This is a genomic window from Zunongwangia endophytica (genome assembly GCF_030409505.1).
Taxonomy (GTDB): domain Bacteria; phylum Bacteroidota; class Bacteroidia; order Flavobacteriales; family Flavobacteriaceae; genus Zunongwangia; species Zunongwangia endophytica.
This window is the reverse complement of sequence record NZ_JAUFPZ010000002.1, coordinates 3473053-3495576: the sequence shown is the minus strand read 5'-3', so window position 1 is coordinate 3495576 and position 22524 is coordinate 3473053. Positions and strand designations below refer to the sequence as shown.

The window sequence follows — 22524 nt, the reverse complement described above, 5'->3', positions numbered from 1 at the left end:
TATTATACTATTGAATTATAATATCCCATCAATCTTTCGCATACAGAACTAGGCATAAACATAGAACTCTTTTCTATATTATTCTCTGAAATTTTAGAATACAAATTATTATCAGAAGACAACCTTTTTATCACATTTGCAAAGTCCTTAGCATCTTTACTTTCTATAATGAATCCATTTCTTTCATGAATTATTATATCAGAAATTCCTCCTACAGGCCTAGAAATAACTGGCAATCCATACATAATTCCTTCTAAAATCGTTAATGGCAGACCTTCTGGATAGTAAGTAGGAAAAAATAAAATATCTGAGTTTAATAATGCCTTATGTTTATCTTCATCCCTAATATAACCAAGAAAGTCAATAGAGTCATCATTATTTGCCAAAGCAGCTATTTTCTCTTCTTCATTACCTGAGCCAGCAATAATTAACTTATATTTATTCTTCTGTTCTTTATTCAACAATTTTAACGTTTCAATTGCTTCATAAACCCCCTTTTCTTTTTGTAATCTAGCTATAAACAGTAACTTTATTTCATCATCCTGATTGATGACTCTTTTTTTTAATGGAAATGATAGAAATCTAGATTCAACGGCATTGGTCTCTATAATAATTCTGTTCTGAAAACCTAAATTTTTTAGTTTATCAGAAAAAACCTGACCTAAAACAATAGATAGATCTGCTTTCGCAAATGTCTTTTTAAAAATCCATTTCAAAAATTTAGACTTAAATATTGCCTCTTCATAATCATTTTCCCAGCCGTGCCAATAAACTACTAGTTTTTTCTTAGCAAGTTTAGCTATGTAAGCATAAATAGAATCTCTGAAAAAGGATTTTTTATTCAAAGATGGATTTAACTGAATGATATCAAAAAGCTTAACTAAGCTAAAAAACTCTATATACTTTTTTATAAAACCTAAAAAAGAAGGTAATTTACTATGTATTTGAAAAAGTTTAACATTATCATATCTATCTTGAATTTTCAAAACATTATATAAGACTGACACACCTCCGGGATTCGATAATTTTGGAACATTTATAAGTATTCTCATAGTATTTTTAGATATAATCCTCTATTTTAATATTTTCTTTTATCACCTTGGCTGGAACCCCTGCAACCACACAATTAGATGGAATATCCTTTACAACTACACTATTTGCCCCTATAACAACATTGTCTCCTATAATAACCGGCCCTAATATTCTTGCACCTGAACCAACATAAATATTATTTCCAAGCTTCGGAACAATATCTATTTTATTAGTTCCGCCTATAGTTACACATGTACTTATAGTGCAACTATATCCTATTTTCGTTTTTTTATTTATAACTACACCAAGACCACCATGACCTAGTTTAAAATTCTTTCCTATCTCGGCTTGATAGGGTACCGAGCATGAAAAAACAATATGGGATAATTTCGTTAAGATACTAGCTACAATAGACATATTATGTAAATATAACCAATTTGAAAATCTATATAAACGGACTACCATATCATTTCAATTAATATTTATAATTTTCATGTAAATTTCTTTTGGATATTATTTCAGCAAATAGAAAAGCTATTATTATAAGTAGCCAATAAATTTGGTGAGATTGAAATATACAAGCAATAACTAACATCCAAAGAACAACGTAATGCTCTACTTCTAAGGCGTACTTAAAAAGAGATTTTATATAAAAAATAAAAAAAAATAAACCAATAAAACCTGAAGAAACTAAAACATCCAAAAAACCATTATGCGAAAAAAGTCGCTTACCTATAGCATATTGCATATAATCCATACCACTATATCGCCCAGTACCAAAAAGAAAACTAACTATATCTAGAGTTCCCAGATATTGTAGCATGGTTTCCCAAAAAACTAAGCGTCCAGATCCTACCGACAACCCCGAACTATCATATACGTTCTTCTCATATAACCTCATCTGCAAAACTTCTGAAGTAATAAATGCATACAACAAAGCCATAACCGCCAAACTTGACATAGAAATAAAGCGTAATATCCGTCTATAATTTTTTTTGCTATATAAAAAGTTAAAGAGATATGCAGCTCCTAACATAGCCCATGCAGTTCTTACATAAGTTTTATATACGCATAATAACCCAAACAAAATTATTACACCAAGAACTATTTTCCCCCACAACTTTTCTATATTCTTCATCCTATAAAGTAAAATAATTGAACTTACAGAAAGTGTTATTGAAGCATTGTGTATATTTTTAAAATAACCAGTAAATAAAATTCCACTCGCTCCATATTTTTTCATATCATAAGATTCCACATCAATAACATCATTACTTAAAAATCCAAAAAAGTAAGGAGTACAGGCTAGTATCAATCCAATATTCAAATACATTATGAACAAACTAATTTGACTAGGTCTCAAAACAGAAAAAATAAAAAAAGAACCTAAAGGAATTATCAATTCAAGCATAAACATATCCAACTGCTGGGACATGTAAGCAAACTTATTAGTAAATGTAATAATGTGACATAAAGCTAAACAAATTCCCAAACGAAAAAATTTTGGCTTAGGGAATTTATACAATGGAACAAAGTACAAAGGAATTAGAATAATTAGGCCCTTTAGAAGAGCATAAACACTCGATAATTCATTTTTGGTTCCAGGAAAAGTAATTAAAAAAATACTTATAGAAGAAATAATTACTAAACTCCATTTTATCTTAATATTTCCTACACTTTTTTCCAACCGACTTTTTTATTATAGCGATAAACCAATTTCATAACGAAATAGCTGAACTTATATTTTCCTTATATATATTATTTACTTGCATATATATTTTTGAATATCACTTTTCTCAATACTTTTTGCAATCCATTAATTTTAATATATTTATAATACATAAAAATTTTAAATAGGATACGGTCTCTTAATGGCAAGTTATATGGTTTCTTTATAATTTTTAAATACAAATCAATATAAATACTTCTAGCCGACCTTACATCAAAAAAAGTTGTAGATATATATCTCATATATCTAGAGCATTCCTCCAAATAAGCTTTATCAGAAAGCACCTTTTTAAAATCAACTAAACGATCAAGATCCTTTTTCTCAGAAACCGACCTCTCCGAAAAATTGTAGGCAAAAAAATTATTAAAATTTGTTGATTCAACTAAATTTGGAAAAGAACCATTTTGACTATGTGTACCCGAAGGAATACCTAAACACGCAGCTTCCATAAAACTACGTCCACTACCAACACATATGTCTGCGATAGACAGTAAGCCTTTGGGGTCCCTAATATATTTCTCCTTATTTACGATTACAATTCCTGGAATATTCTTTACTCTATTATTAAAATCATTAAAAAAAAGTTCATCTTGAACAACCCCTATTATTATCAGTTTTATTCTTTTTGACGGCATTGAATCAATTAATTCCTCATACAATTCCACCGTTTGAATCAAAGACCTCTTATAGTATGAGGCGAATCTTGATATTTTAACTATCACTAAGTCATCTTCTTTAATTGAATATTCAATCTTAAGCTCACGAATTAAGGAAACATTTTGTTCAAAAGGTTTTATTCGGTTAGGTATCAAACTAATGTAGGAATCTTTAAATTTTTTGTTTTGTTTTAAAAATTCAAAATTCTCTTTAGAAAACAGCGAAATAAACTTGGATTTTGGAAAATAAGCAGGATTAACTCCTCCACATTTGGTTAAAAGACAATGATTAGAAACCTTTGAAACAAAATAAAATGAGAACATATCAAAACAGTGGATCATAGATAAATCCTCAGTCTTAATTACATCTAAAATATCTTTGGAGATAGAATTAAATGGCCTAATGGAGTCGATGTGAATGTAAGGCAATCCAGAATCTACAATAATAGGACTCATTTTTTCACTAACACATATTACAAAAACCTCAAACTCTTGAGATATTTCACCCGCAATTGTAACTAGACTATGAAAATGTCCTCCAATGCCCTCCTTAATACCAAAAATAGCATATCCAATTTTCATATTAAATGATTCTTTGTTCTATTTCAAGGTTAACTTCAAACTTTGTTAACACCTGATTTTGAACATACTTTATAAGATTAATAATATCTTCCCCAGTAGCGTTATCATAGTTAACGATAAAACCAGCATGTTTATTCGATACCATGGCTCCTCCTATTCTATAACCTTTCAGTCCTAATTCCTCAATCATTGGACCAACAAACTTATTGGGTGGTCTTTTAAACACACTGCCAGAATTTGGGAAATCTCGCGGTTGCTTAGCCCATCTCTTTTTCTCTATTTCTAGCATCTTTTTTTCAATCGCTAATTTGTCATTCTTCACTAATTTCAACAATGCTTTACATACAATCATATGTGGATTCCTTTGAAAGAAACTATTCCTATATTCAAAACCAATTTCCGACTTATCCTTACATTCAATTTCATCTGTATCTGGATTATAATACCATACTTTCACAATTAATCCATTCATATCCTCACCACTTGCTCCTGCATTCATAACTACAGCACCCCCCAAAGAACTAGGAATATCATAAAACACTTCCAACCCAGATAAAGAATGTTCCAACGCAAATGCTGTTAATTGTTTCATATTAGCCCCAGCTTGACAAATTAACTGATCTTCCCCAATTAACTCTATTTTATCATAATTACCTGAAAATACAACGAAATCTTCTCTATATTTTTTTTTTGATAAAATAATATTGTGCCCGCTTCCTATTAAAATTTTTTTTTTGGATTTGTTTGAGAATAAAGTCCGAATATCCTCATGGCTATCCGGAAAAAAAGCTCTTTCACAAACTGCTTTAAGTCTATATGAATTATAATTGGTTAAATCAAAATTGACAAAATCTCTCATTTTTTTATTTTATTTTTTACTTCCCTCAAAAAATCAAAATCATCTTTTTTAAACATAAGTATTTCCCCAATAGATATGTTTACTGTTCTAGAATAAACTATCAAAAAAATAATTGCACTAACAGAATAACTAATTGTTGAAGCCAATGCAGCACCATTTGCTCCAAACTCGGCAGCCCAACTATAATTTAATATTATGTTTAAAACTAAAGCAGGTAAAGTTGAAAATATAGCCAACCAAGGCTTGCCCCTCCCAGCTAAATCCATATTTAACACTTTAAATAATGTTAATAAAAAAATTCCTGGCAATAAATATTTTTGCACCGTCGAACTCTCTAAAAATTCTTTACCATAGAGTGCTACCATAATAAATTCTGAAAGTAGATAAAACACAATAGAACCAAACAGAATTATTACTAAACAAATGCGTAATAATTTGGTAACTTTAAAAGAAAAGTCTTTAGGGGCTTTTGAAGAAGCACTTCTAGCAAACACAATTGTACTCAATAAGGTTGGTACTTCCCATAGATATTGCACAATTGAAACTCCTTTTGTGTATAGTCCTACTTGCCTTTCAGAGGATAATCTTTCTAAAATTATGACATCAACTTTATAATTCAGATTAATAATAAGTAATGATATTGCATAAATAGCACCTAAACTAATCATCCGTTTCAGCACCTCTGATTTAAGTATAAATTTAAAACCTGTTATAATGGGCTTTAATTTCTTCCAAACGAAAAAAGTTAGAATTACATAACCAAGCGCTAAACCGATAAGAGCTCCTTTAACATCTAAAGGAAATACTATTATCAACAATACAAAAACTATTAACTTTATAACATTTGGTATCCAATTTACAGCGTTAAATTCTTTAATTTGGTTTTTACCTAAAAATATTCCGGAAGAGTATGTATTGAAAAGAGCGAAAGGGATAGGAATAATAGCCAGAAACAAAAGATGATTACTATATTCATTTTTTATAGTATAATTAACTAGAAAATAACAGACAATCAGACTAACAACACTACTAATAAACCATAATAATGAAACCGTTGAAAAAATTTCATTATCACTATATTTTTTTTGACCTACAAAATAGGTTGTTACCTGACGAATTCCAAGAGAACCGAATACCATAAATATATCAGGATAAACGGTTAAAGCGGCTATTACTCCATTACCTTCTGGACCTAAAAATCTAGCAGTTATAATACTTGTTGCAATACCACAAACTAAAACAGTGAGTCTACTTTTTGATACTGCAATTAAATCACTCCTAAATGAACCCATTACATCTTTTCAGGAAAATTTTCAGTTATTTCAATATTAATTCCGAGACCTTCCAATTTCTTTTCTAGATTATTATATCCTCTCAAAGCCATTTCTACATTTTCTATTTTAGAATCTCCATCAGCCATTAATGCTGCTAATACTACTGCCATACTTCCTCTTAAATCTGTGGATTTAGCTGTAGCCGAAGAAATTTTAGATTTCCCAACTGTTTTGATTTTACCGGTCTGCCATTCTATCGCATCATTATAAAATTTATTAAGCTCTTCGCAATATTTTAATCTTTCCGGATATCGATAGTCATATATTCTACTAACTCCATCAGCATGTAAGCCTAACAAAGTGTAAAAAGGTTGCATATCTGAAATAATACCTGGATGCGTTCCACAAGCTAATTCAAATGGCTGAATTTCTCCGTTTACCAAGCAATCCGGTCCGACCACCACGTTCTTATCGTTTCTATAAATGTTTATTCCAGCATCCTCCAAGTGAATCAATGGGATATCCATTATTTCAAAGGGAACATCTTTAACTGTTATATTACCTCCTGATATGATGCCATAAATGATCCAGGTTATAGCTTCTATTCTATCAGGTATGACATTAAAAATTGAACCTCTTAAGTATTTCGCTCCTTCAACTTTGATATAACTATTTCCTACAGTTTCTATTTTAACTCCCATGCTCTTCAGAAAAGCAATAAGACTTTCAACTTCTGGACTTATATATGCATTTTTAATAATAGTCTCATTATCAGAAATTGAAGCTGAAATAAGAGCGTTTTCAGTTCCTCCAATGGTAGAAATTGGAAAATTAACAATCCCACCTTTAAAACCTGATGGGGCGGTTACTTCAATATAATCTTCTTTCTCCTCAACTTTAGCCCCGAGACTTTTCCATACCATTATGTGAAGATCATAACCTCGGTTGCCAATTTTGCAGCCACCAGGATAAGGTATTCTAGCTTTACCTGATCTTTTGATTAGACCTGCAACTAATAAATATGTAGTCCTGATAGGATACTCATAATTATCCAACAAAGAATCGACATACCCTGATGGATCAATTCTAACCGTATCCAAACTATTATCCAAAACAACTTTTCCACCGCTCTTATTTATAAAATCTACCTTGTATTGTACATCCACAAGCTCAGTAGGAAAATTATTAAGTTGAACTATTTCATCAGAAATTGTAGCTGCTGCTAATAAACGAGTACCTGCATTTTTAGCTCCACTAACTTTAACAGTGCCATTAGGCTTTTGACCACCTCGTATTAGTGCCGAAAGATTCTTATTTGTATTTGTATTCATATTAAATTTAAATTTTAAAAGACTATATATTTTAATAGGTTTAAGAAAATTTTTTATAAAATTTTCTTAAACTAACTTACAGTATTTGTTTCTCCTTTCAATTGCAATTTTGTTTTTATAGCTATAATTTTCAATTGCTTGTACATTGGATGAGGTTTTTAGAAAATCTCCTGGTTCCATCGGCAAAAATTCTCTTCACGCTTTGTTACCCATACTTATTCAATTGTTAACATAAAATTCATTAATGATTGAAGTCTTTCAATTATTAATTTTAGCAAACCAAAAAGATGGAGAATTATTCATTCCTTGTTTTTCATCGATTAGGACTTTAAATTCATCTACTATATCATCGATGTAAGTAAAATCAAAACTAATATCATGATTATTAAAAATCTTATCATCTTAAATTTTGCAATTGCAGATGTAAATAATATTTTCATAAGAAACTAAATTTTTAATATATCAATAATCTACTAAAAAAATCAGATTAACTAAAACCTAATAACTAATATAATCTGAGCCTATTTAAAACATTAACAATATTTTAGAGCTTCAAAAAACTTCAATCTATTCAACCTGTTTTAAAACCCTATGCCCTACCATTAAAAGATTAACATCTCTTTTCATTAGCTAAACAACGCCTTTCACCACATCTCTTACTAATTCCTTTAGATCATACTCCGATACCCATCATATTTTTTTTGCTTTGGACAGATTCCCTAATAATAAATCTAATTCAGTAGGACGAAAATATGATGGATCTACAGAAAGCACTTCCTTACCAATGTCAACATTGTAATCTCCATTACAAGCTACTACCAAAGCTTTTTCATCAACTCCTTCTCCTTTAGACAATTCGATTCCTACTTTCTTAAAAGTAATACGAACAAATTCTCGTACCGTTGTTGTCACACTTGTGGCGATCACCCAATCTTCAGGTTTGTCTGCCTGTAAGATCATCCACATCATGTATACATAATCCCTCACATGTCCCAGTCTCGTTGCGCTTCTAGGTCCCCTAAATAAATTTTACCCTGTAAACCAAGAGCTATTTTTGCTACGGCTCGCGTAATCTTTCGAGCCACAAAAGACTCTCCTCTTCTTTTGCGATTAATGATTAAACAGGATTCCATTACAGGCATACATATTATAGGCTTCGCGATAATTTTTTGTTATCCAAAAACCATAGATTTTAGCCAGACCATATGGAGAACGTGGATAAAAAGGACATGTTTAATCATAGCAACCATTTGCATTCTTATTTTCCGGTAAACCTCCGTATAATTCAGAAGTAGAAGCCTGGTAAATTCTTGTTTTTTTCTAAAGCTCTCCAAATGGTACTACCATACCGCGGTGTCCAGCTAAATATATTTTAGAGTTTTTACCCATGTCTAAAAATTAAGTCTAACTATTGATAAAATGAATTATCTTATATCATTATTTAATTAATTCCCTATAGCATAAAATTTAAAACCAGAATCAATCATTTCTTTCTTATTCAGCAATTTCCTTCCATCAAATAAAAATGCCGGTTTTAACATTTCATCATATATAGCATCCCAATCAAGATCTAAAAATTCATCCCATTCGGTCATTAAGGCAGCAGCATGAGCATCAACACAAGCTTCTTCCGCTGTATTGACAATCTTCACTGATTTTCTGTTCTCCTCGCCTGTTCTCGAACCTAGATAATCCAAATCTGCATAGATCTGCTCTTCAGTAACTTTTGGATCATAAACAACAATTTCTGCCTGCTCACTTAACAAATAATCGGCAACATATATAGATGCGGCTTCACGAGTATCATTTGTATCCTTCTTAAAGGCCCAACCCAGCATTGCTATTTTCTTTCCGGAAACCGTATTATATAGGGTTCTTACAATATTAGCAGCAAAACGTCTTTTTTGATGATCATTCATAATAATCACCTGCTCCCAATAATCAGCTACTTCATTCAATCCAAAACTTTTGGCTATATATACCAGATTTAAAATATCTTTTTGAAAACAAGAACCTCCAAAGCCAACGGAGGCTTTTAGAAATTTTGCTCCTATCCTAGAATCCATTCCTACAGCTTTAGAAACTTCATTAACATCGGCACCAGTCACTTCACATAATTCAGACATGGCATTAATGCTTGAAACCCGTTGAGCTAGAAAAGCATTGGCCGTTAATTTCGATAATTCTGAAGACCAAACATTAGTGGTCAAAATATGATCATTAGAAACCCAATGTTCATATACATCAACCAAAGCTTGCATAGCTTCTCTGCCTTTTTCATTATCGATATCCCCACCGATTAAAACCCTATCAGGGTTTAACAAATCATCTACTGCGGTTCCTTCTGCTAAAAATTCAGGGTTTGATAATATCTGGAAGTTCACACCATTACCAGTGTTTTCAAGAATATTCTTAAGCGCCTGAGCGGTTCTTACAGGTAATGTAGATTTCTCAACTACTATTTTATCCGAAGTAGCTATTTTTGCAATTTGTCGCGCACATAATTCTATCCATTTTAAATCAGCCGCCATTCCTTTACCGATACCATATGTTTTGGTTGGCGTATTTACCGAAATAAATATCATATCTGCTTTATCGATGGCTTCATCAACATCTGTAGAGAAAAAGAGATTGCGTCCCCTTGCTTCTGAAACTACAGCTGAAAGTCCCGGTTCGTAAATCGGTATATTTTCTACATCTTCATCATTCCAGGCTGCAATTCTTTTTTCATTAAGATCTACCACAGTTACATTTATGTCCGGGCATTTTTGAGCGATAACCGACATTGTTGGTCCCCCAACATACCCGGCACCTATACAGCAGATATTTTTGATTTTCATAATTTAAATTGATATAAAAGTTTTTTAAGTTTTACTGATAATTAACTATTGCACTATAAACCAGTTATTAAGTAAATCCTTTCTATTATATAGCATTTCTTCACCTGTCTCTTGGTCAATAACTCTTTTACCCGCAAAAGAGCAAATAGCTTGTCCCGCTGCAGTATCCCATTCCATCGTGGGGGCAAATCTTGGATAGCAATCGGCTTCACCTTTAGCTACCATACACAGCTTAAGTGAACTACCTTTTGAGATTGTCTTAATCTCTCCCTTTTGTGATTTAACCTTATCTATAAAATCTTGTGTTTCTTTAGACAAGTGTGACTTACTAGAGACGATAGTATATACCTTTTCTGGTTTATAAACGGGAATTTTTGTTGCGTTTCCGGCTATATCATCAAAGGTGGTGTTCGAATCTATGTCTTTAACATGAAAAGAACCATCACTAGAAGCAAAATATAAATCTTTAAGAGCAGGAACATATATTACCCCTAGAACTGGCTTTTTGTTTTCTATCAAAGCAATATTAACAGTAAATTCACCATTCCTTTTTATAAATTCTTTTGTTCCATCAATTGGATCCACTATCCATAATTGATCCCAAACCTTTCTCTCGGAATAGTCGATATCGCGACCCTCTTCTGAAAGCACTGGAATATTTGTTTTCTTCAAAGCCGTCATTATAATCTTATGAGATGCCAAATCCGCTTTTGTTAAAGGCGAATCATCACTCTTAAAATCTATACCAAAATTTTCATGGTTATATATTTCCATAATTCTTTTCCCAGCTCCTAAAGCAGCAAGAATTGCGGTTTTCATTAAATCCTTCAAGGTTTTGTTTTTAAAAATTAGTCAATAGATTACACGATCATTCCTGCCGCTACTGTTTCGTTCGTTTGCTCATCAATTAGCGTGATGCTACCCGTGTTTCTATTGTCTCGATAAGAATCGACCATAAGCCTGTGGGTTGTTCTTATCTTTACGCGAGCAATATCATTCATTTTTAAGTTTGAATCCCCTTCTATTCGATCATAACTATTTATATCCATTTTATAAACCACTTCTTTAATAATAGCTCTTTCCTCATTTGAAGTATGCTGTATCACATATTTCGCTCTCGGCTTAGCAGCATCATTATTCAACCAACAAAGCATTACGTCAAATTCTTGTGAAGATTCCGGTTGATTATTTTTCTTTACAATCATATTCCCACGACTTATATCTATATCATCCTCTAAAGTAATAGAAATGGACATTGGAGCAAAAGCTTCTTCCACCTCTTTTTCTCCAGCGTTCATGGACTTAATTTTAGAGGTGAAACCTGAAGGTAAAACTGCAACTTCATCTCCTTTCCGATATATGCCGCTAGCAATTCGACCAGCGTAACCTCTATAGTCCCGATTCCCATCATCTTGTGGACGTAGTACCGTTTGCACGGGGAAACGAGCGTCTATTTTATTTATATCACTACTTATATGTAAGGTTTCAAGAATATTCAATAATGTTCCTCCTTCGTACCATGGCATATTTTCAGAACGATTGACAACATTATCACCAATAAGTGCACTAATGGGAATAAACCGGATATCTTTCATCAAAAGCTTAGAAGAAAATTGTTCGAATTCTTTAGATATTTGTTCAAATTTTTCTTCGGCAAAATCAACCAAATCCATCTTATTTACGCAAACAATTAAGTGAGGTATATTTAATAAAGAAGCTATGAAAGAGTGACGTTTCGTTTGTTCAATAACTCCATGCCTAGCATCTATTAGTATAACTGCTGCATTAGCAGTAGATGCACCAGTAACCATATTACGCGTATATTGAATATGTCCTGGGGTATCCGCTATTATAAACTTTCTTTTTGGTGTAGTAAAGTAACGGTAAGCGACATCTATGGTAATTCCTTGTTCTCTTTCGTCTTTTAGACCATCTGTAAACAGCGCTAAATCAACCCCATCATGCCCTTTTTTAGAACTGGTAGCAGTAACAGAAGCCAGTTGGTCTTCAAATATTGATTTAGAATCGAAAAGGAGCCTTCCTATCAGCGTACTTTTACCATCATCTACACTTCCTGCAGTAGTAAATCGAAGTAGTTGATTATTGTCTTTAATTTCCATGTTTTGTTTTTTGAATAAATAAAGTGATAATACTAATTTTAGAAATATCCCTGTTTCTTTCGATCTTCCATTGCAGTTTCTGACCGCTTATCATCCGATCGATCACCACGTTCTGTTTTACGCATAGCTGAGACTTCTTGAGCAATTTTACTAAGCGTATCAGCATCAGACTCTATTCCTCCTGTAATTGTAATATCTCCTAAGGTTCTAAAACGTATTTTCTTTTTTTCTATTTCCTCACCTTCTTCAAGCATTAGAAATTCTGATACTGGTATCCATGAGTCATTCCTTCTAACAACTTCTCTGTCGTGAGCAAAATATAAGGATGGTATGCTAATGTTTTCTCTTTTTATATAATTCCAAACGTCCATCTCTGTCCAGTTACTTATTGGAAAAGCTCTAAAATGCTCGCCTTCAAACTGCTTTCCGTTTAATAAATTCCAAAGTTCTGGACGTTGGTTTTTAGGGTCCCATTGTCCAAAATCATCCCGATGTGAGAAAAAACGTTCCTTAGCTCTTGCTTTCTCTTCATCTCTACGTCCACCTCCTATAGCACAATCCACCTTATTAGCTTCAATAGCATCTAATAATGTCGTGATCTGCAAAGCATTCCTTGTTGCATTTTTCCCTTTTTCTTCGGCCACTCTTCCTTTATCAATAGCATCCTGAACAGAACCAACAATCAAATTAACACCTAATTCTTCTATTAAGTCATCTCTAAACTTAATCGTCTCAGGAAAATTATGCCCAGTATCGACGTGCATAAGAGCGAACGGGATTTTACTCGGATAAAACGCTTTTTTTGCCAAATGGGTAACCAATATTGAATCCTTACCTCCCGAAAATAATATCACCGGATTTTCGAACTGTGCCCATACTTCTCTCAGTATATAAATAGCTTCAGATTCTAACTCGTCCAAATAATTTAAATAATATTTACTCATAATAAGTTGTTACATTAATTAGATAATTCAATTCTAGGCAAAATATAGTTAATAACCTTATTAATAGATTCCTCAATCGAGGAAGATTCGGTTTTAATAATAATATCTGGATTACAAGGCCTTTCGTAAGGGGCGCTAATCCCAGTAAAATTCTTAATTTCTCCGGCTCTTGCTTTCTTATAAAGACCTTTCACATCTCTTTTTTCGCACTCTTCTACTGAAGTATCTACGAAAATCTCGATAAAGTCATCCTTACCTATAATATTCTTAACTTTATTTCGATCTTCTTCTAATGGACTAATAAATGCGCCTATTACAAGAACACCAGCATCGACAAAAAGTCTAGCAACTTCGGCTATGCGACGTAAATTCTCTTCCCTATCCGAAGCGCTGAAGCCCAAACCTTTATTTATCCCTCCTCGAATATTATCCCCATCAAGTGAATAGGTATGAATTTTACGTTTGTATAATTCGTTCTCCACTAAACTCGCCAATGTTGATTTTCCCGATCCAGACAATCCGGTAAACCAAACAACAAGCGATTGGTGCTTCTTAGAAGAAGCACGATCATTTCTTGAAATGTGATAATCTTGAGGAATTATGTTCTTCATTTTAATCAACTAAGATTGAATTTGATTCTTTTAATTTTTGATAGACACCTTTCACGTCTTGCGAAGCTTCTTTAGATAAGATTAGAGTGGCATCACCTGTATTTACAAAAATACAATTTTTTATTCCAACAAAAGCTGTGAATTTTTCGCATCCAATCACCATATTTCCGTTATCATCCACAGGATATCCTGATTCTACAAAATAATCATAAACAGCTTCAAAGCTTCCCATATCACTCCAGTCGAATTCAGCATCAACTACCTTTATTAATTCACTGCGCTCCATGACGGCGTAATCTACACTTATGGAAGGTATTTGCATCGATAATTCTTCGCTAAGCCTTCCTTCTTCTGTCTGTTCAAAAGCTGACTTGGAATTTTCAAAGACTTCGGGTTCGTATTTTTTTAACTCTGATAAAAACACACCTGCTTTAAAGCAAAACATACCGCTATTCCATAAAAAGTTACCTTTTTGTAAAAAATCTTTAGCAGTCTCCAAGTTTGGTTTTTCACGAAAAGATAGTACAGATTGTCCGTCACTTTCTATATAACCATAACCTGTTTCAGGTCTTGTGGGTTTCACTCCGAAAGTTACTATATTATCCGATTTTGCTAATTCGATTGCATTCGTAACTGCTTTATCATAAAAAATGTCTGCCTTGATAATATGATCTGCTGGCGTCACCACTAATATGTCATCTGCTTTTACCTGAAACGCAGCAAAAGCTATTGCTGGAGCAGTATTTCGGGGAGTGGCTTCGACTATTTCGTGATAATTATCCACTCCAAGTTTTTCTAAACTTTTGATGGAAAGATTTCGATTGTCTTTATTCCCTACTACTATAAGTCCGTCGGAAAATTTTTGATTTCTTTTTACAGCAAGCTCGAATAAAGAATCATTCTTAAATATTTCTAAATATTGTTTGGGTCTGGATTTTCTGGAAAGTGGCCATAAACGGCTCCCTACCCCACCCGTTAATACAACATGATACGTAGTACTCATATTTTCGTTGATTAATTTACTTTAAAGATAAAATTTTCCACGGCTTCGCCGTTAGAGTCACAGATAAAATCACTCAAGTAATTCACTTTTAACTTCCTAGAATAAAAAAAGAAGGAGTTAAATTTGTATAAAAATCGACCTCATTTTCTATAAAATAGAAATCCAAAACTATTTATTTAGAATACACTAACCTATAAATAAATGTTAATTTAACAAAATGAAAAATTAACAATTTTTTACTATTACTATATTTTCAAAAACAGCCGAAACGTTTGAGTGATTTTTCAATAATCAAACTGTTAATTTACGAATGATGCAGTATTTGTAAACCTAAATAAGTTCATTAATGTCAGCAGTTAAAAATATTCCGAAATTTGGCAGAACTAATTTCAACTTTGTTTTACTTATTTCCTGAATAACAGCCTTTTTATTTTTAAAAGCACCGTTTTTAATATTTATACTTTCTCCAGGTTTAAATTGCGAAACTTTAATATTATTAATAGTTTCATTACATAACCATTCTTTGATCACTTCAATTTCTTTTTGATGAACTGTTGCAGGTTTACCTAACCAAAATAAATATTTTAACACTCCTGATACTTCAAAAACTACAGAACGCTCCTTATCTAATAATTTTACGAAAATATAGCCACGAAATAAAGGAACAATAAATTTCTTTTTTCGATCGCTCCATTGTCGTACTTCCTCAATTACTGGACAAAATACTTCAACACCCATATTTTCTAAAATCTCAGATGTTCTGATTTCAGACTTAGGCTTTGTTATTATTACATACCAAGGCATAGTAAATTTTTAATTTGAAAAAGAAGCTATTTTTGGGGAATATCACTAGAAACATTGTTTGGGGAAGTTTCTATAGGAATCATAGCTTCAAAAATGAAGCTGTAAATATAAAATCTTTTCAATTACATCAGGAAAAATATATGACATAATTTTTCATTTAGGCTTAGTTCATCAAAAAAACAACTATATCGAAATAGTTAACAACTCCCCACTAAACACCTATGATTTCGGCAAAACATGACATTAATCATAAATTCTCAGGGCTTATTATGAGAAATTTGTATCAAACAAAACAGATAAGCCATGAGAACCAAATCCCTTAATTATTCAGTGATCACCATAATCCTTCTAGTTTTTGCAGGATTCAATGTAAACAGTCAAAATCTCAAATCTATCAAATCAAATATAGTGGTAGAAGGAACTTCTAATATCCACGACTGGGAAATGACATCTAATACTGCCGTCGGACATATAGAAAGTCAAGCAGGAAAAGTCTCTAAAATTAATATTGAAATTCCTATCAAATCTTTAAAAAGCGGAAAGGGTGGTATGGACAAAAATGCTTATAAAGCATTGAACGAAGATGATCATCCGAAAGTAAAATTCACTTCAAAAGAGGTACACGCAAACAAAATAGTTGGCACACTCAGCATGAACGGAAAATCAAAAACAGTTTCAATACCAATAAGTATAAAAAATTCTAATCAAATCATCAAAATTTCAGGAAAGCAAACTATCAATATGACCGATTACGGTGTAGAACCTCCAACAGCTTTGATGGGCACCATTAAAACCGGAGAAGAGGTAACGGTAAACTTCAATTTTCAATTCAAACAATAACTAATTCATAAATCAAACAATATGAAAACTATATTTAAAATCTCCGCATTAGCTTCCTTTTTATTCCTTGGCGTGAGCTCTATGCAAGCACAAGAAAACAGAAGCCTTGATAACTATCGCGAACCTGATAGAGCTGGCATAAACGTTTTTGAAGCTCCAAAAGATACCGTTTCTACTTTTGACGGATTAAAAGTTAGAATTGGAGGAGCGTTTGCTTTACAGTTCCAAGCTATAGATAACGAAAACGCAAATCTTGAAAATTATCAAATACAAGGTATTGGAGAAAACTTTAATCTTCCTACCGCTAACTTCGATTTAGATGTTGCCCTATATGACGGAGTTAGAATGCACCTTCGTACATATTTATCATCAAGACACCACCATGAACCTTATGTAAAAGGAGGATATTTAGTAGTCGATAAATTAGACTTCGTTCAGGAAGGCTTCCTAGACGATGTTATGAAATACACCACTATTAAAATCGGACATATGGAAAACAACTATGGTGATGCCCATTTCCGAAGAACAGATAATGCACAAGCTATTTATAATCCATTTGTAGGAAACTTAATTATGGATGCTTTTACTACTGAAGTAGGGGCTGAGCTTTACTACCGTCGTAATGGCTTTATAGGAATGGTTGGTTTTACCAACGGTAAATTAAACCAATCGGTAGAAGAAAATGAATATAACAAAACAGGAGGCGCATCTTTCCTTGCAAAATTAGGGTACGACAAACAAATTACTAATGATTTACGTGTTCGTCTTACTGGATCTATGTACAACACCGGTTATATCCCAAACACCTACTTGTATAGCGCAGATAGATCTGGAGCAAGATATTATAACGTAATGCAGGCACTAGGTAGCGAAAGTGACGACTTTAGAGCATCAAGATACGACCCTAAACTTGCTAACGAAATAACTGCTATTATGATTAATCCTTTTGTAAAATACAGAGGTCTTGAATTCTTCGGAACCATCGAAACTGCTACTGGAAAAGCTAGCGCTGAAGTTGATGAGAGAACTGCTAACCAATATGCAGGAGAGCTAATTTACAGATTTGGACTTGATGAAAACATTTATGTAGGTGCCCGTTATAATATGCTTGATGCTGAAGATCCTTCAGGACAAGACATAAACATCAACAGATTCCAGGCAGCCGCAGGATGGTTTATGACAAAAAACATTCTTTTGAAAGCTGAATATGTAGTTCAAAATTATGATGACTTTAGTCAAACAAGCATTTTAAATGAAGGTAAATTTAATGGTGCAACGGTTGAAGCAGTGATTAGTTTTTAGATAAATTCAATTTGGAAAAAGGAGAGCGAATTTATCGTTCTCCTTTTCTTGTTTAATCAGATCCCCTTAGCGATGAAAACTTACATATACATATTGCTTTTTGCTTTTTTCGGAATTCAAATATCCTTTGCTCAATCTACTGAGCAAAAAAATCTTAAGATCTCAAAGAATTCAAGGCTTTATATTACAGGAGATACCAATATTAATAGTTTTAACTGCAAGTTTAATTCCGATGAATTACCAGATCACCTAAAAGTTATTTACAACAAACAACAAAACGCACTAACCTTCAAGAACACTACCTTAAAATTAAATTCCAAGGCTTTTGATTGTGGAAGTCGACCAATAAATAAAGATTTTGAGGCTTTAATGAAGGCTGAAAAATTCCCCTATATTTTACTGAATTTGAAAAAACTTCAGTTTAAAAACTTAAAATCTGCTGAAATTACAATCGAAATAAATATCGCAGGTGTAACAAAACAATTTGAAGTTCCCGTGCAAATAGATCAGACTACTTCAAATTATAAAGGAACCATTCTTCTAAACATCAATGACTTTAAATTAGAACCTCCTAAAAAAGTTTTCGGTTTAATTAAAGTCAAAGAAGAAATCCAAATAGAATTTGATCTATATTTTGAAAATTGAATTCAAAATTGATAAAGAAGGGGAATCATTACGGTAGCTATAATCCAAAACAAGATATTTAAAAGGCTACCTACTTTAAGAAAGTCTTTAAATTTGTATTGCCCCGCACTGTAAACCATCGTATTGGTTTGATAGCCAACGGGAGTCATAAAACTTGCTGATGCCGCAAACATAATAGCCATTAAAAATGGCATGGGATCTAAACCTAAATTTAAGGCGGTTGCAATGGCTATAGGTGTTAATAATGCTGCAGCAGCATTGTTAGACATGATTTCAGTAAGTAAAGAGGTTACTATATACAACCCGGAAACAATGGCTACCGGGCCCCAACCTCCTAGACTATAAACTAGGCCATTCGCAATCATTTCATCTAAACCAGTATTACTCATCGCAGTCCCCATACTCAATGCCCCTGCCAATAAGAAAATTATTTTCCAGTTGATTGCCTGATACACTTCTTTCATAGAAATTGTTTTCAGCAACACAAGCAATGTAACTCCGGTAATGGCGCCTACCATGATATCAAGAACATTAAAAGCAGCTAAAAGAATAACTCCTAATATCACACTGATTACTGTATAAAATTTCTTTTTATCAAAATCGGTAATTACATCTTCAGAAAGCACTATAAAAGGGGCATTCTGCGAACTTCCTCTCTTACGCAATTCTTTAACGTAATGTGTTTTTACCTCAGCAAGTACTACATCTCCGGCTTTTAGTTTAACATCATAAAGATGGTCATGACGTACTTCCTCTCTATGTCTAATAGCTAAAGGAATAGCTCGATAACTTCTTCTAAAATCCATTGATTTTAAGGTCTTACCGTCAATCTCTGAATTTGCAGTTAATACTAACTCAACTATAGTTGAGTTTGTTCCTTTTAAATCATCATCTCCTATCTTTATAGAAGTACCAATTAAAATTTTAGCTCTATCCTTTAGAAATTTAATTTTCTGAACATCACATCTAACCTTTAAAACATCTTCCGACTTCAAAATAAAATCACCTGCAGGCAAGGTAAACTTCTGTTCATTTCTACGAATTTCAATGATATCCATTTCTAATTCCTTAACTAAATCGGAATCCATAATCTTTTCACCAACAGAACTAGAGTCTTTCATTAGCTCTATTTCCGTGAGGTAATCCCCCATCCGAAATTTATCCTTCAGGCTCTTTTCTCTTTTTCTATCAGGAAGTATTTTAACACCAAAAAAAATCATATAAACAAGACCGACAACTAAAAAAATAAGACCTAAAAAAGTCATGTCAAACATGTTTATAGAGAGTCCTATCTCCTTTTCTGCTATACTACCTACTAGGATATTAGTTGAAGTTCCGATTAAAGTACAAGCTCCTCCGAAAATTGAAGCAAAAGAAAGAGGGATAAGCATCTTGGATGGACTCTGTCCTGAAGAATGCGCTATTTGAATAATTACTGGTATAAAGACAGCAACCACCGGTGTATTATTGATAAATGCCGATATTACCGCTATAAGAACCATCATTAATACAATTCCTAAATTAAATCTATGTCTAAATATTGCAGACAATTTATGCGCCATTATTTGTAAAGCTCCAGTTTTTAAAAGTGCTGCAGACAAAACAAACATAAAAGCAACTGTCATAGTTGCCTTATTACTAAAACCATCAACACCTTCTTGCGGCGAAATAACTCCAGAGAGGACTAAGATTATCATAGCCAAGAGCGCTACCAAATCAATAGGAACTAGCTCAATAGCAAAAAGAATAATTGCTCCTATAATCACAAGAATGGTAACAATTATACCTACTGTCATCTTTACTTTTTTAAGCTATTGTGGGGGTAGTAAACTTTAATTAACAAATATTAAGATTAATTAGAAGTTTTACAAGCAAAATAAAAAAGAATTGAATTTTATAAAGCAGGTAAAACTCAAAAGAAATTCAGACTCTAAAATTTCCAAAATTGAAAAGGATTTTATCAAAAATGCAAATTAAATTCAATTATTCAGATAGAACTTTGCAGCTATGAAAAAAGGCTCCATTTTTACCATAAGCACAATTCTTTTAAACAGCAGTCTAACTATAATGGTAGGTTCTGTTATTGCTCCTGCCCTCCCGGAGATTGTAAAAAACTTAAAGTTTGACTTTGCTCCTGGATTATTAGTTACTTTACCATCATTAGGAGTTGTCTTTTTCTCATTAATTGCAGGGAGATTAATTAATAAGATAGGACCTTTTAAACTCCTTAGCCTCGGCTTAATTCCGTACGGAATACTAGGCTTTATCGGTTTATTTTTAACGAATAATTATTTATTAATTTTAGACCGTCTTTTATTAGGAGCTGCCTGTGTAGCAATTCAAATATCGGTTACGACGTTCATTGCACAATTATATGAAGGTAAAGAGCGATTGAAGATTATTGCATGGCAAGGTATGGCTATAGAGTTGGGTGGTGTCATTTTTCTTTCACTAGGAGGCTTCTTAGGTGAACAAAGTTGGCAATATCCTTTTTATATTTATTTGATAGCCATTCTATTCTTCTTTTTAAGCTGGAAGAGCTTACCTAAAACTACGAGTACAACTACTACTGAAAATCAAAATTCAACAAAAACCATTAAAAAAAACAGAACTATATATCCTATTTTAATTGGCTCATTTTTTTCAATGGCAATTTTCTTTGTTTGTTATGTAAACTTACCGCATTATTTACCGGAAAAATTTAATTTCTCGGAATCTTATACTGGGTATTTTATGTCTTCAATATCACTTATAGCGGTACTTGTTGCAAGCCAACTCCCTAAAATTATTGAAAAAGTTGGATCTAACAACACAGTGTCTTTAGGTTTCTTCTTTTTTAGTATAGGATATTTTGTATTTGGCTTAGCTAGCGCAAGCTGGTTAATGGGCCTTGGAGTAATTGCTACCGGAATTGGCTTTGGTTTTACTGTTCCCTTACTCAACCATATGATAGTAGATAATAGTAATTCTCAAAACAGAGGTAAAAATCTAGGGCTCTATTCTATGATGGTTTTTTCAGGTCAATTTTGCGCTACGTTTACAGAATTTTTGCCAACAAGTATGAATATTTCTTTTTTATATGTTGGTTTTATTGGAATTGCTGTGAGTATACTATTAATAATTCTTTTTAAAAAGTTTAAATAAGTAACTTTGAGTGTTTATCATTTTAAAATAATGGACACTGATACCTGGAAACAAAAAATAGAAATTACTGAAGCCAAAAACATTTCTAGAATTCTATTTCCGAATAATGGCTTTGGGATAGTTTTTATCCAAAAAGAGAAAAATGTAGTTGCTCATTTCATCCCAATAAATGAAGCTATCCAAATAGCGAATACACAAAACGAAAAAATTTTGGTTCTTTTATTTGATCGCGATTTTATAGAAGAAGACGATCCTGAATATGCATTAGACATTCTCAATCTTTTCAATTTAACTAAAAATCAAAGATTACCATTAAGCAATTACATTTGGTCTGAATTAGAAAAAGTTTTTAAACTTTTAAAAAAGGAATACGAAAAGATCAATAGTTCTTATCTGATAGTGAAATCATTTCTGAAAATCATCTTATTAAACCTAATACGATATCAAAAAGGGAAATTTTTAGAGCAAGATCTTCAGCAAAAGCGTGTTTATACATTTTTAAAGCTGATGGAACAAAATTACCAAACTCATAATACTGCAAATTTTTACGCAAAGGAATTAGGCGTTAGCCCAAAACGTTTGAATCAAATTTTAAAAGGAAAATTAAATCTCACTGCTAAACAGATAATTCAACAGCGTTGTGTTACTGAGATTAAAAGAGAACTTCGGAATTCGAATATCTCAATAAAAGAAATTGCCTATCAATTTCATTTCAATTCATCCGCTTCTTTTAGTCGATTTTTTAAAAAATTTGAAGGAAGAAGCCCTAAGGAATTTCGAGAAACGCATCAGCAATAGCTAAAATATA

20 protein-coding genes and 1 pseudogene are annotated in these 22524 nt (G+C 32.4%); 5 read left to right on the top strand and 16 right to left on the bottom strand.

What is annotated here, in order from left to right; all coding sequences use genetic code 11:
* Window positions 1–2: 2 nt before the first annotated feature.
* The 15 genes and pseudogenes from QWY91_RS15315 to QWY91_RS15245 form a co-directional block, all read right to left on the bottom strand.
* A complete protein-coding gene (locus QWY91_RS15315; protein ID WP_290236377.1) occupies window positions 3–1052 on the bottom strand; it encodes a glycosyltransferase family 4 protein in 1050 nt (349 codons plus the stop codon).
* A 7-nt stretch (window positions 1053–1059) separates the two neighbouring features.
* On the bottom strand, window positions 1060–1449 hold the full coding sequence (locus QWY91_RS15310; protein WP_290236376.1) for a serine O-acetyltransferase: 390 nt from the start codon (window positions 1447–1449) through the stop codon (window positions 1060–1062).
* A gap of 58 nt (window positions 1450–1507) precedes the next feature.
* Complete coding sequence (locus QWY91_RS15305) at window positions 1508–2719, bottom strand: O-antigen ligase family protein (RefSeq protein ID WP_290236375.1); 1212 nt, start codon at window positions 2717–2719, stop codon at window positions 1508–1510.
* A gap of 71 nt (window positions 2720–2790) precedes the next feature.
* Window positions 2791–3999: a hypothetical protein gene (locus QWY91_RS15300; RefSeq protein WP_290236374.1), complete on the bottom strand. Its 1209-nt coding sequence runs from the start codon at window positions 3997–3999 to the stop codon at window positions 2791–2793.
* Window position 4000: 1 nt separating this feature from the next.
* Entirely contained in the window at window positions 4001–4858 is an 858-nt protein-coding gene (gene murB / locus QWY91_RS15295) for a UDP-N-acetylmuramate dehydrogenase (RefSeq protein WP_290236373.1), read from the bottom strand.
* Complete coding sequence (locus tag QWY91_RS15290; protein WP_290236372.1) at window positions 4855–6150, bottom strand: flippase; 1296 nt, start codon at window positions 6148–6150, stop codon at window positions 4855–4857. The genes murB and QWY91_RS15290 overlap by 4 nt, the downstream gene beginning before the upstream one ends.
* Window positions 6150–7463, bottom strand: coding sequence for a UDP-N-acetylglucosamine 1-carboxyvinyltransferase (locus QWY91_RS15285; protein ID WP_290236371.1), 1314 nt, complete (start codon window positions 7461–7463; stop codon window positions 6150–6152). Before QWY91_RS15285 ends, QWY91_RS15290 begins: the two co-directional genes overlap by 1 nt.
* A gap of 567 nt (window positions 7464–8030) precedes the next feature.
* A pseudogene (locus QWY91_RS15280) lies at window positions 8031–8783 on the bottom strand (GDP-mannose 4,6-dehydratase); the annotation flags it as partial.
* Window positions 8784–8908: 125 nt separating this feature from the next.
* Window positions 8909–10303 carry a nucleotide sugar dehydrogenase gene (locus QWY91_RS15275; RefSeq protein WP_290236370.1) on the bottom strand — a complete coding sequence of 465 codons (1395 nt, stop codon included), beginning with the start codon at window positions 10301–10303 and terminating at the stop codon, window positions 8909–8911.
* A 45-nt stretch (window positions 10304–10348) separates the two neighbouring features.
* The gene (gene cysQ / locus QWY91_RS15270; protein WP_290236369.1) at window positions 10349–11122 is read right to left on the bottom strand and encodes a 3'(2'),5'-bisphosphate nucleotidase CysQ; all 774 of its coding nucleotides are present in this window, start codon (window positions 11120–11122) and stop codon (window positions 10349–10351) included.
* Window positions 11123–11163: 41 nt separating this feature from the next.
* Entirely contained in the window at window positions 11164–12423 is a 1260-nt protein-coding gene (locus tag QWY91_RS15265) for a sulfate adenylyltransferase subunit 1 (protein WP_290236368.1), read from the bottom strand.
* Window positions 12424–12461: 38 nt separating this feature from the next.
* Window positions 12462–13367: a sulfate adenylyltransferase subunit CysD gene (gene cysD / locus QWY91_RS15260; RefSeq protein WP_290236367.1), complete on the bottom strand. Its 906-nt coding sequence runs from the start codon at window positions 13365–13367 to the stop codon at window positions 12462–12464.
* Between the two features lie 14 nt (window positions 13368–13381).
* Window positions 13382–13978: an adenylyl-sulfate kinase gene (cysC, locus tag QWY91_RS15255; protein WP_290236366.1), complete on the bottom strand. Its 597-nt coding sequence runs from the start codon at window positions 13976–13978 to the stop codon at window positions 13382–13384.
* A gap of 1 nt (window position 13979) precedes the next feature.
* A complete protein-coding gene (locus QWY91_RS15250) occupies window positions 13980–14981 on the bottom strand; it encodes a mannose-1-phosphate guanylyltransferase (RefSeq protein ID WP_290236365.1) in 1002 nt (333 codons plus the stop codon).
* Window positions 14982–15311: 330 nt separating this feature from the next.
* Window positions 15312–15785 (bottom strand): UpxY family transcription antiterminator, encoded by a 474-nt coding sequence (locus tag QWY91_RS15245; RefSeq protein WP_290236364.1) that lies wholly within the window; start codon window positions 15783–15785, stop codon window positions 15312–15314.
* A 303-nt stretch (window positions 15786–16088) separates the two neighbouring features.
* On the opposite strand from QWY91_RS15245, the gene QWY91_RS15240 reads away from it, so the two are divergent.
* The 3 genes from QWY91_RS15240 (at window position 16089) to QWY91_RS15230 (ending at window position 18572) form a co-directional block, all read left to right on the top strand.
* Entirely contained in the window at window positions 16089–16625 is a 537-nt protein-coding gene (locus tag QWY91_RS15240) for a YceI family protein (RefSeq protein WP_290236363.1), read from the top strand.
* Window positions 16626–16646: 21 nt separating this feature from the next.
* On the top strand, window positions 16647–17927 hold the full coding sequence (locus tag QWY91_RS15235; protein WP_290236362.1) for a hypothetical protein: 1281 nt from the start codon (window positions 16647–16649) through the stop codon (window positions 17925–17927).
* Between the two features lie 72 nt (window positions 17928–17999).
* On the top strand, window positions 18000–18572 hold the full coding sequence (locus tag QWY91_RS15230) for a YceI family protein (RefSeq protein ID WP_290236361.1): 573 nt from the start codon (window positions 18000–18002) through the stop codon (window positions 18570–18572).
* Window positions 18573–18574: 2 nt separating this feature from the next.
* Here the strand turns inward: QWY91_RS15230 and QWY91_RS15225 are convergent, their stop codons facing one another.
* The gene (locus QWY91_RS15225; protein ID WP_290236360.1) at window positions 18575–20368 is read right to left on the bottom strand and encodes an SLC13 family permease; all 1794 of its coding nucleotides are present in this window, start codon (window positions 20366–20368) and stop codon (window positions 18575–18577) included.
* 211 nt (window positions 20369–20579) lie between these two features.
* On the opposite strand from QWY91_RS15225, the gene QWY91_RS15220 reads away from it, so the two are divergent.
* On the top strand, window positions 20580–21716 hold the full coding sequence (locus tag QWY91_RS15220) for an MFS transporter (RefSeq protein WP_290236359.1): 1137 nt from the start codon (window positions 20580–20582) through the stop codon (window positions 21714–21716).
* A 30-nt stretch (window positions 21717–21746) separates the two neighbouring features.
* Window positions 21747–22514 (top strand): helix-turn-helix domain-containing protein, encoded by a 768-nt coding sequence (locus QWY91_RS15215; protein WP_290236358.1) that lies wholly within the window; start codon window positions 21747–21749, stop codon window positions 22512–22514.
* Window positions 22515–22524 lie beyond the last annotated feature (10 nt).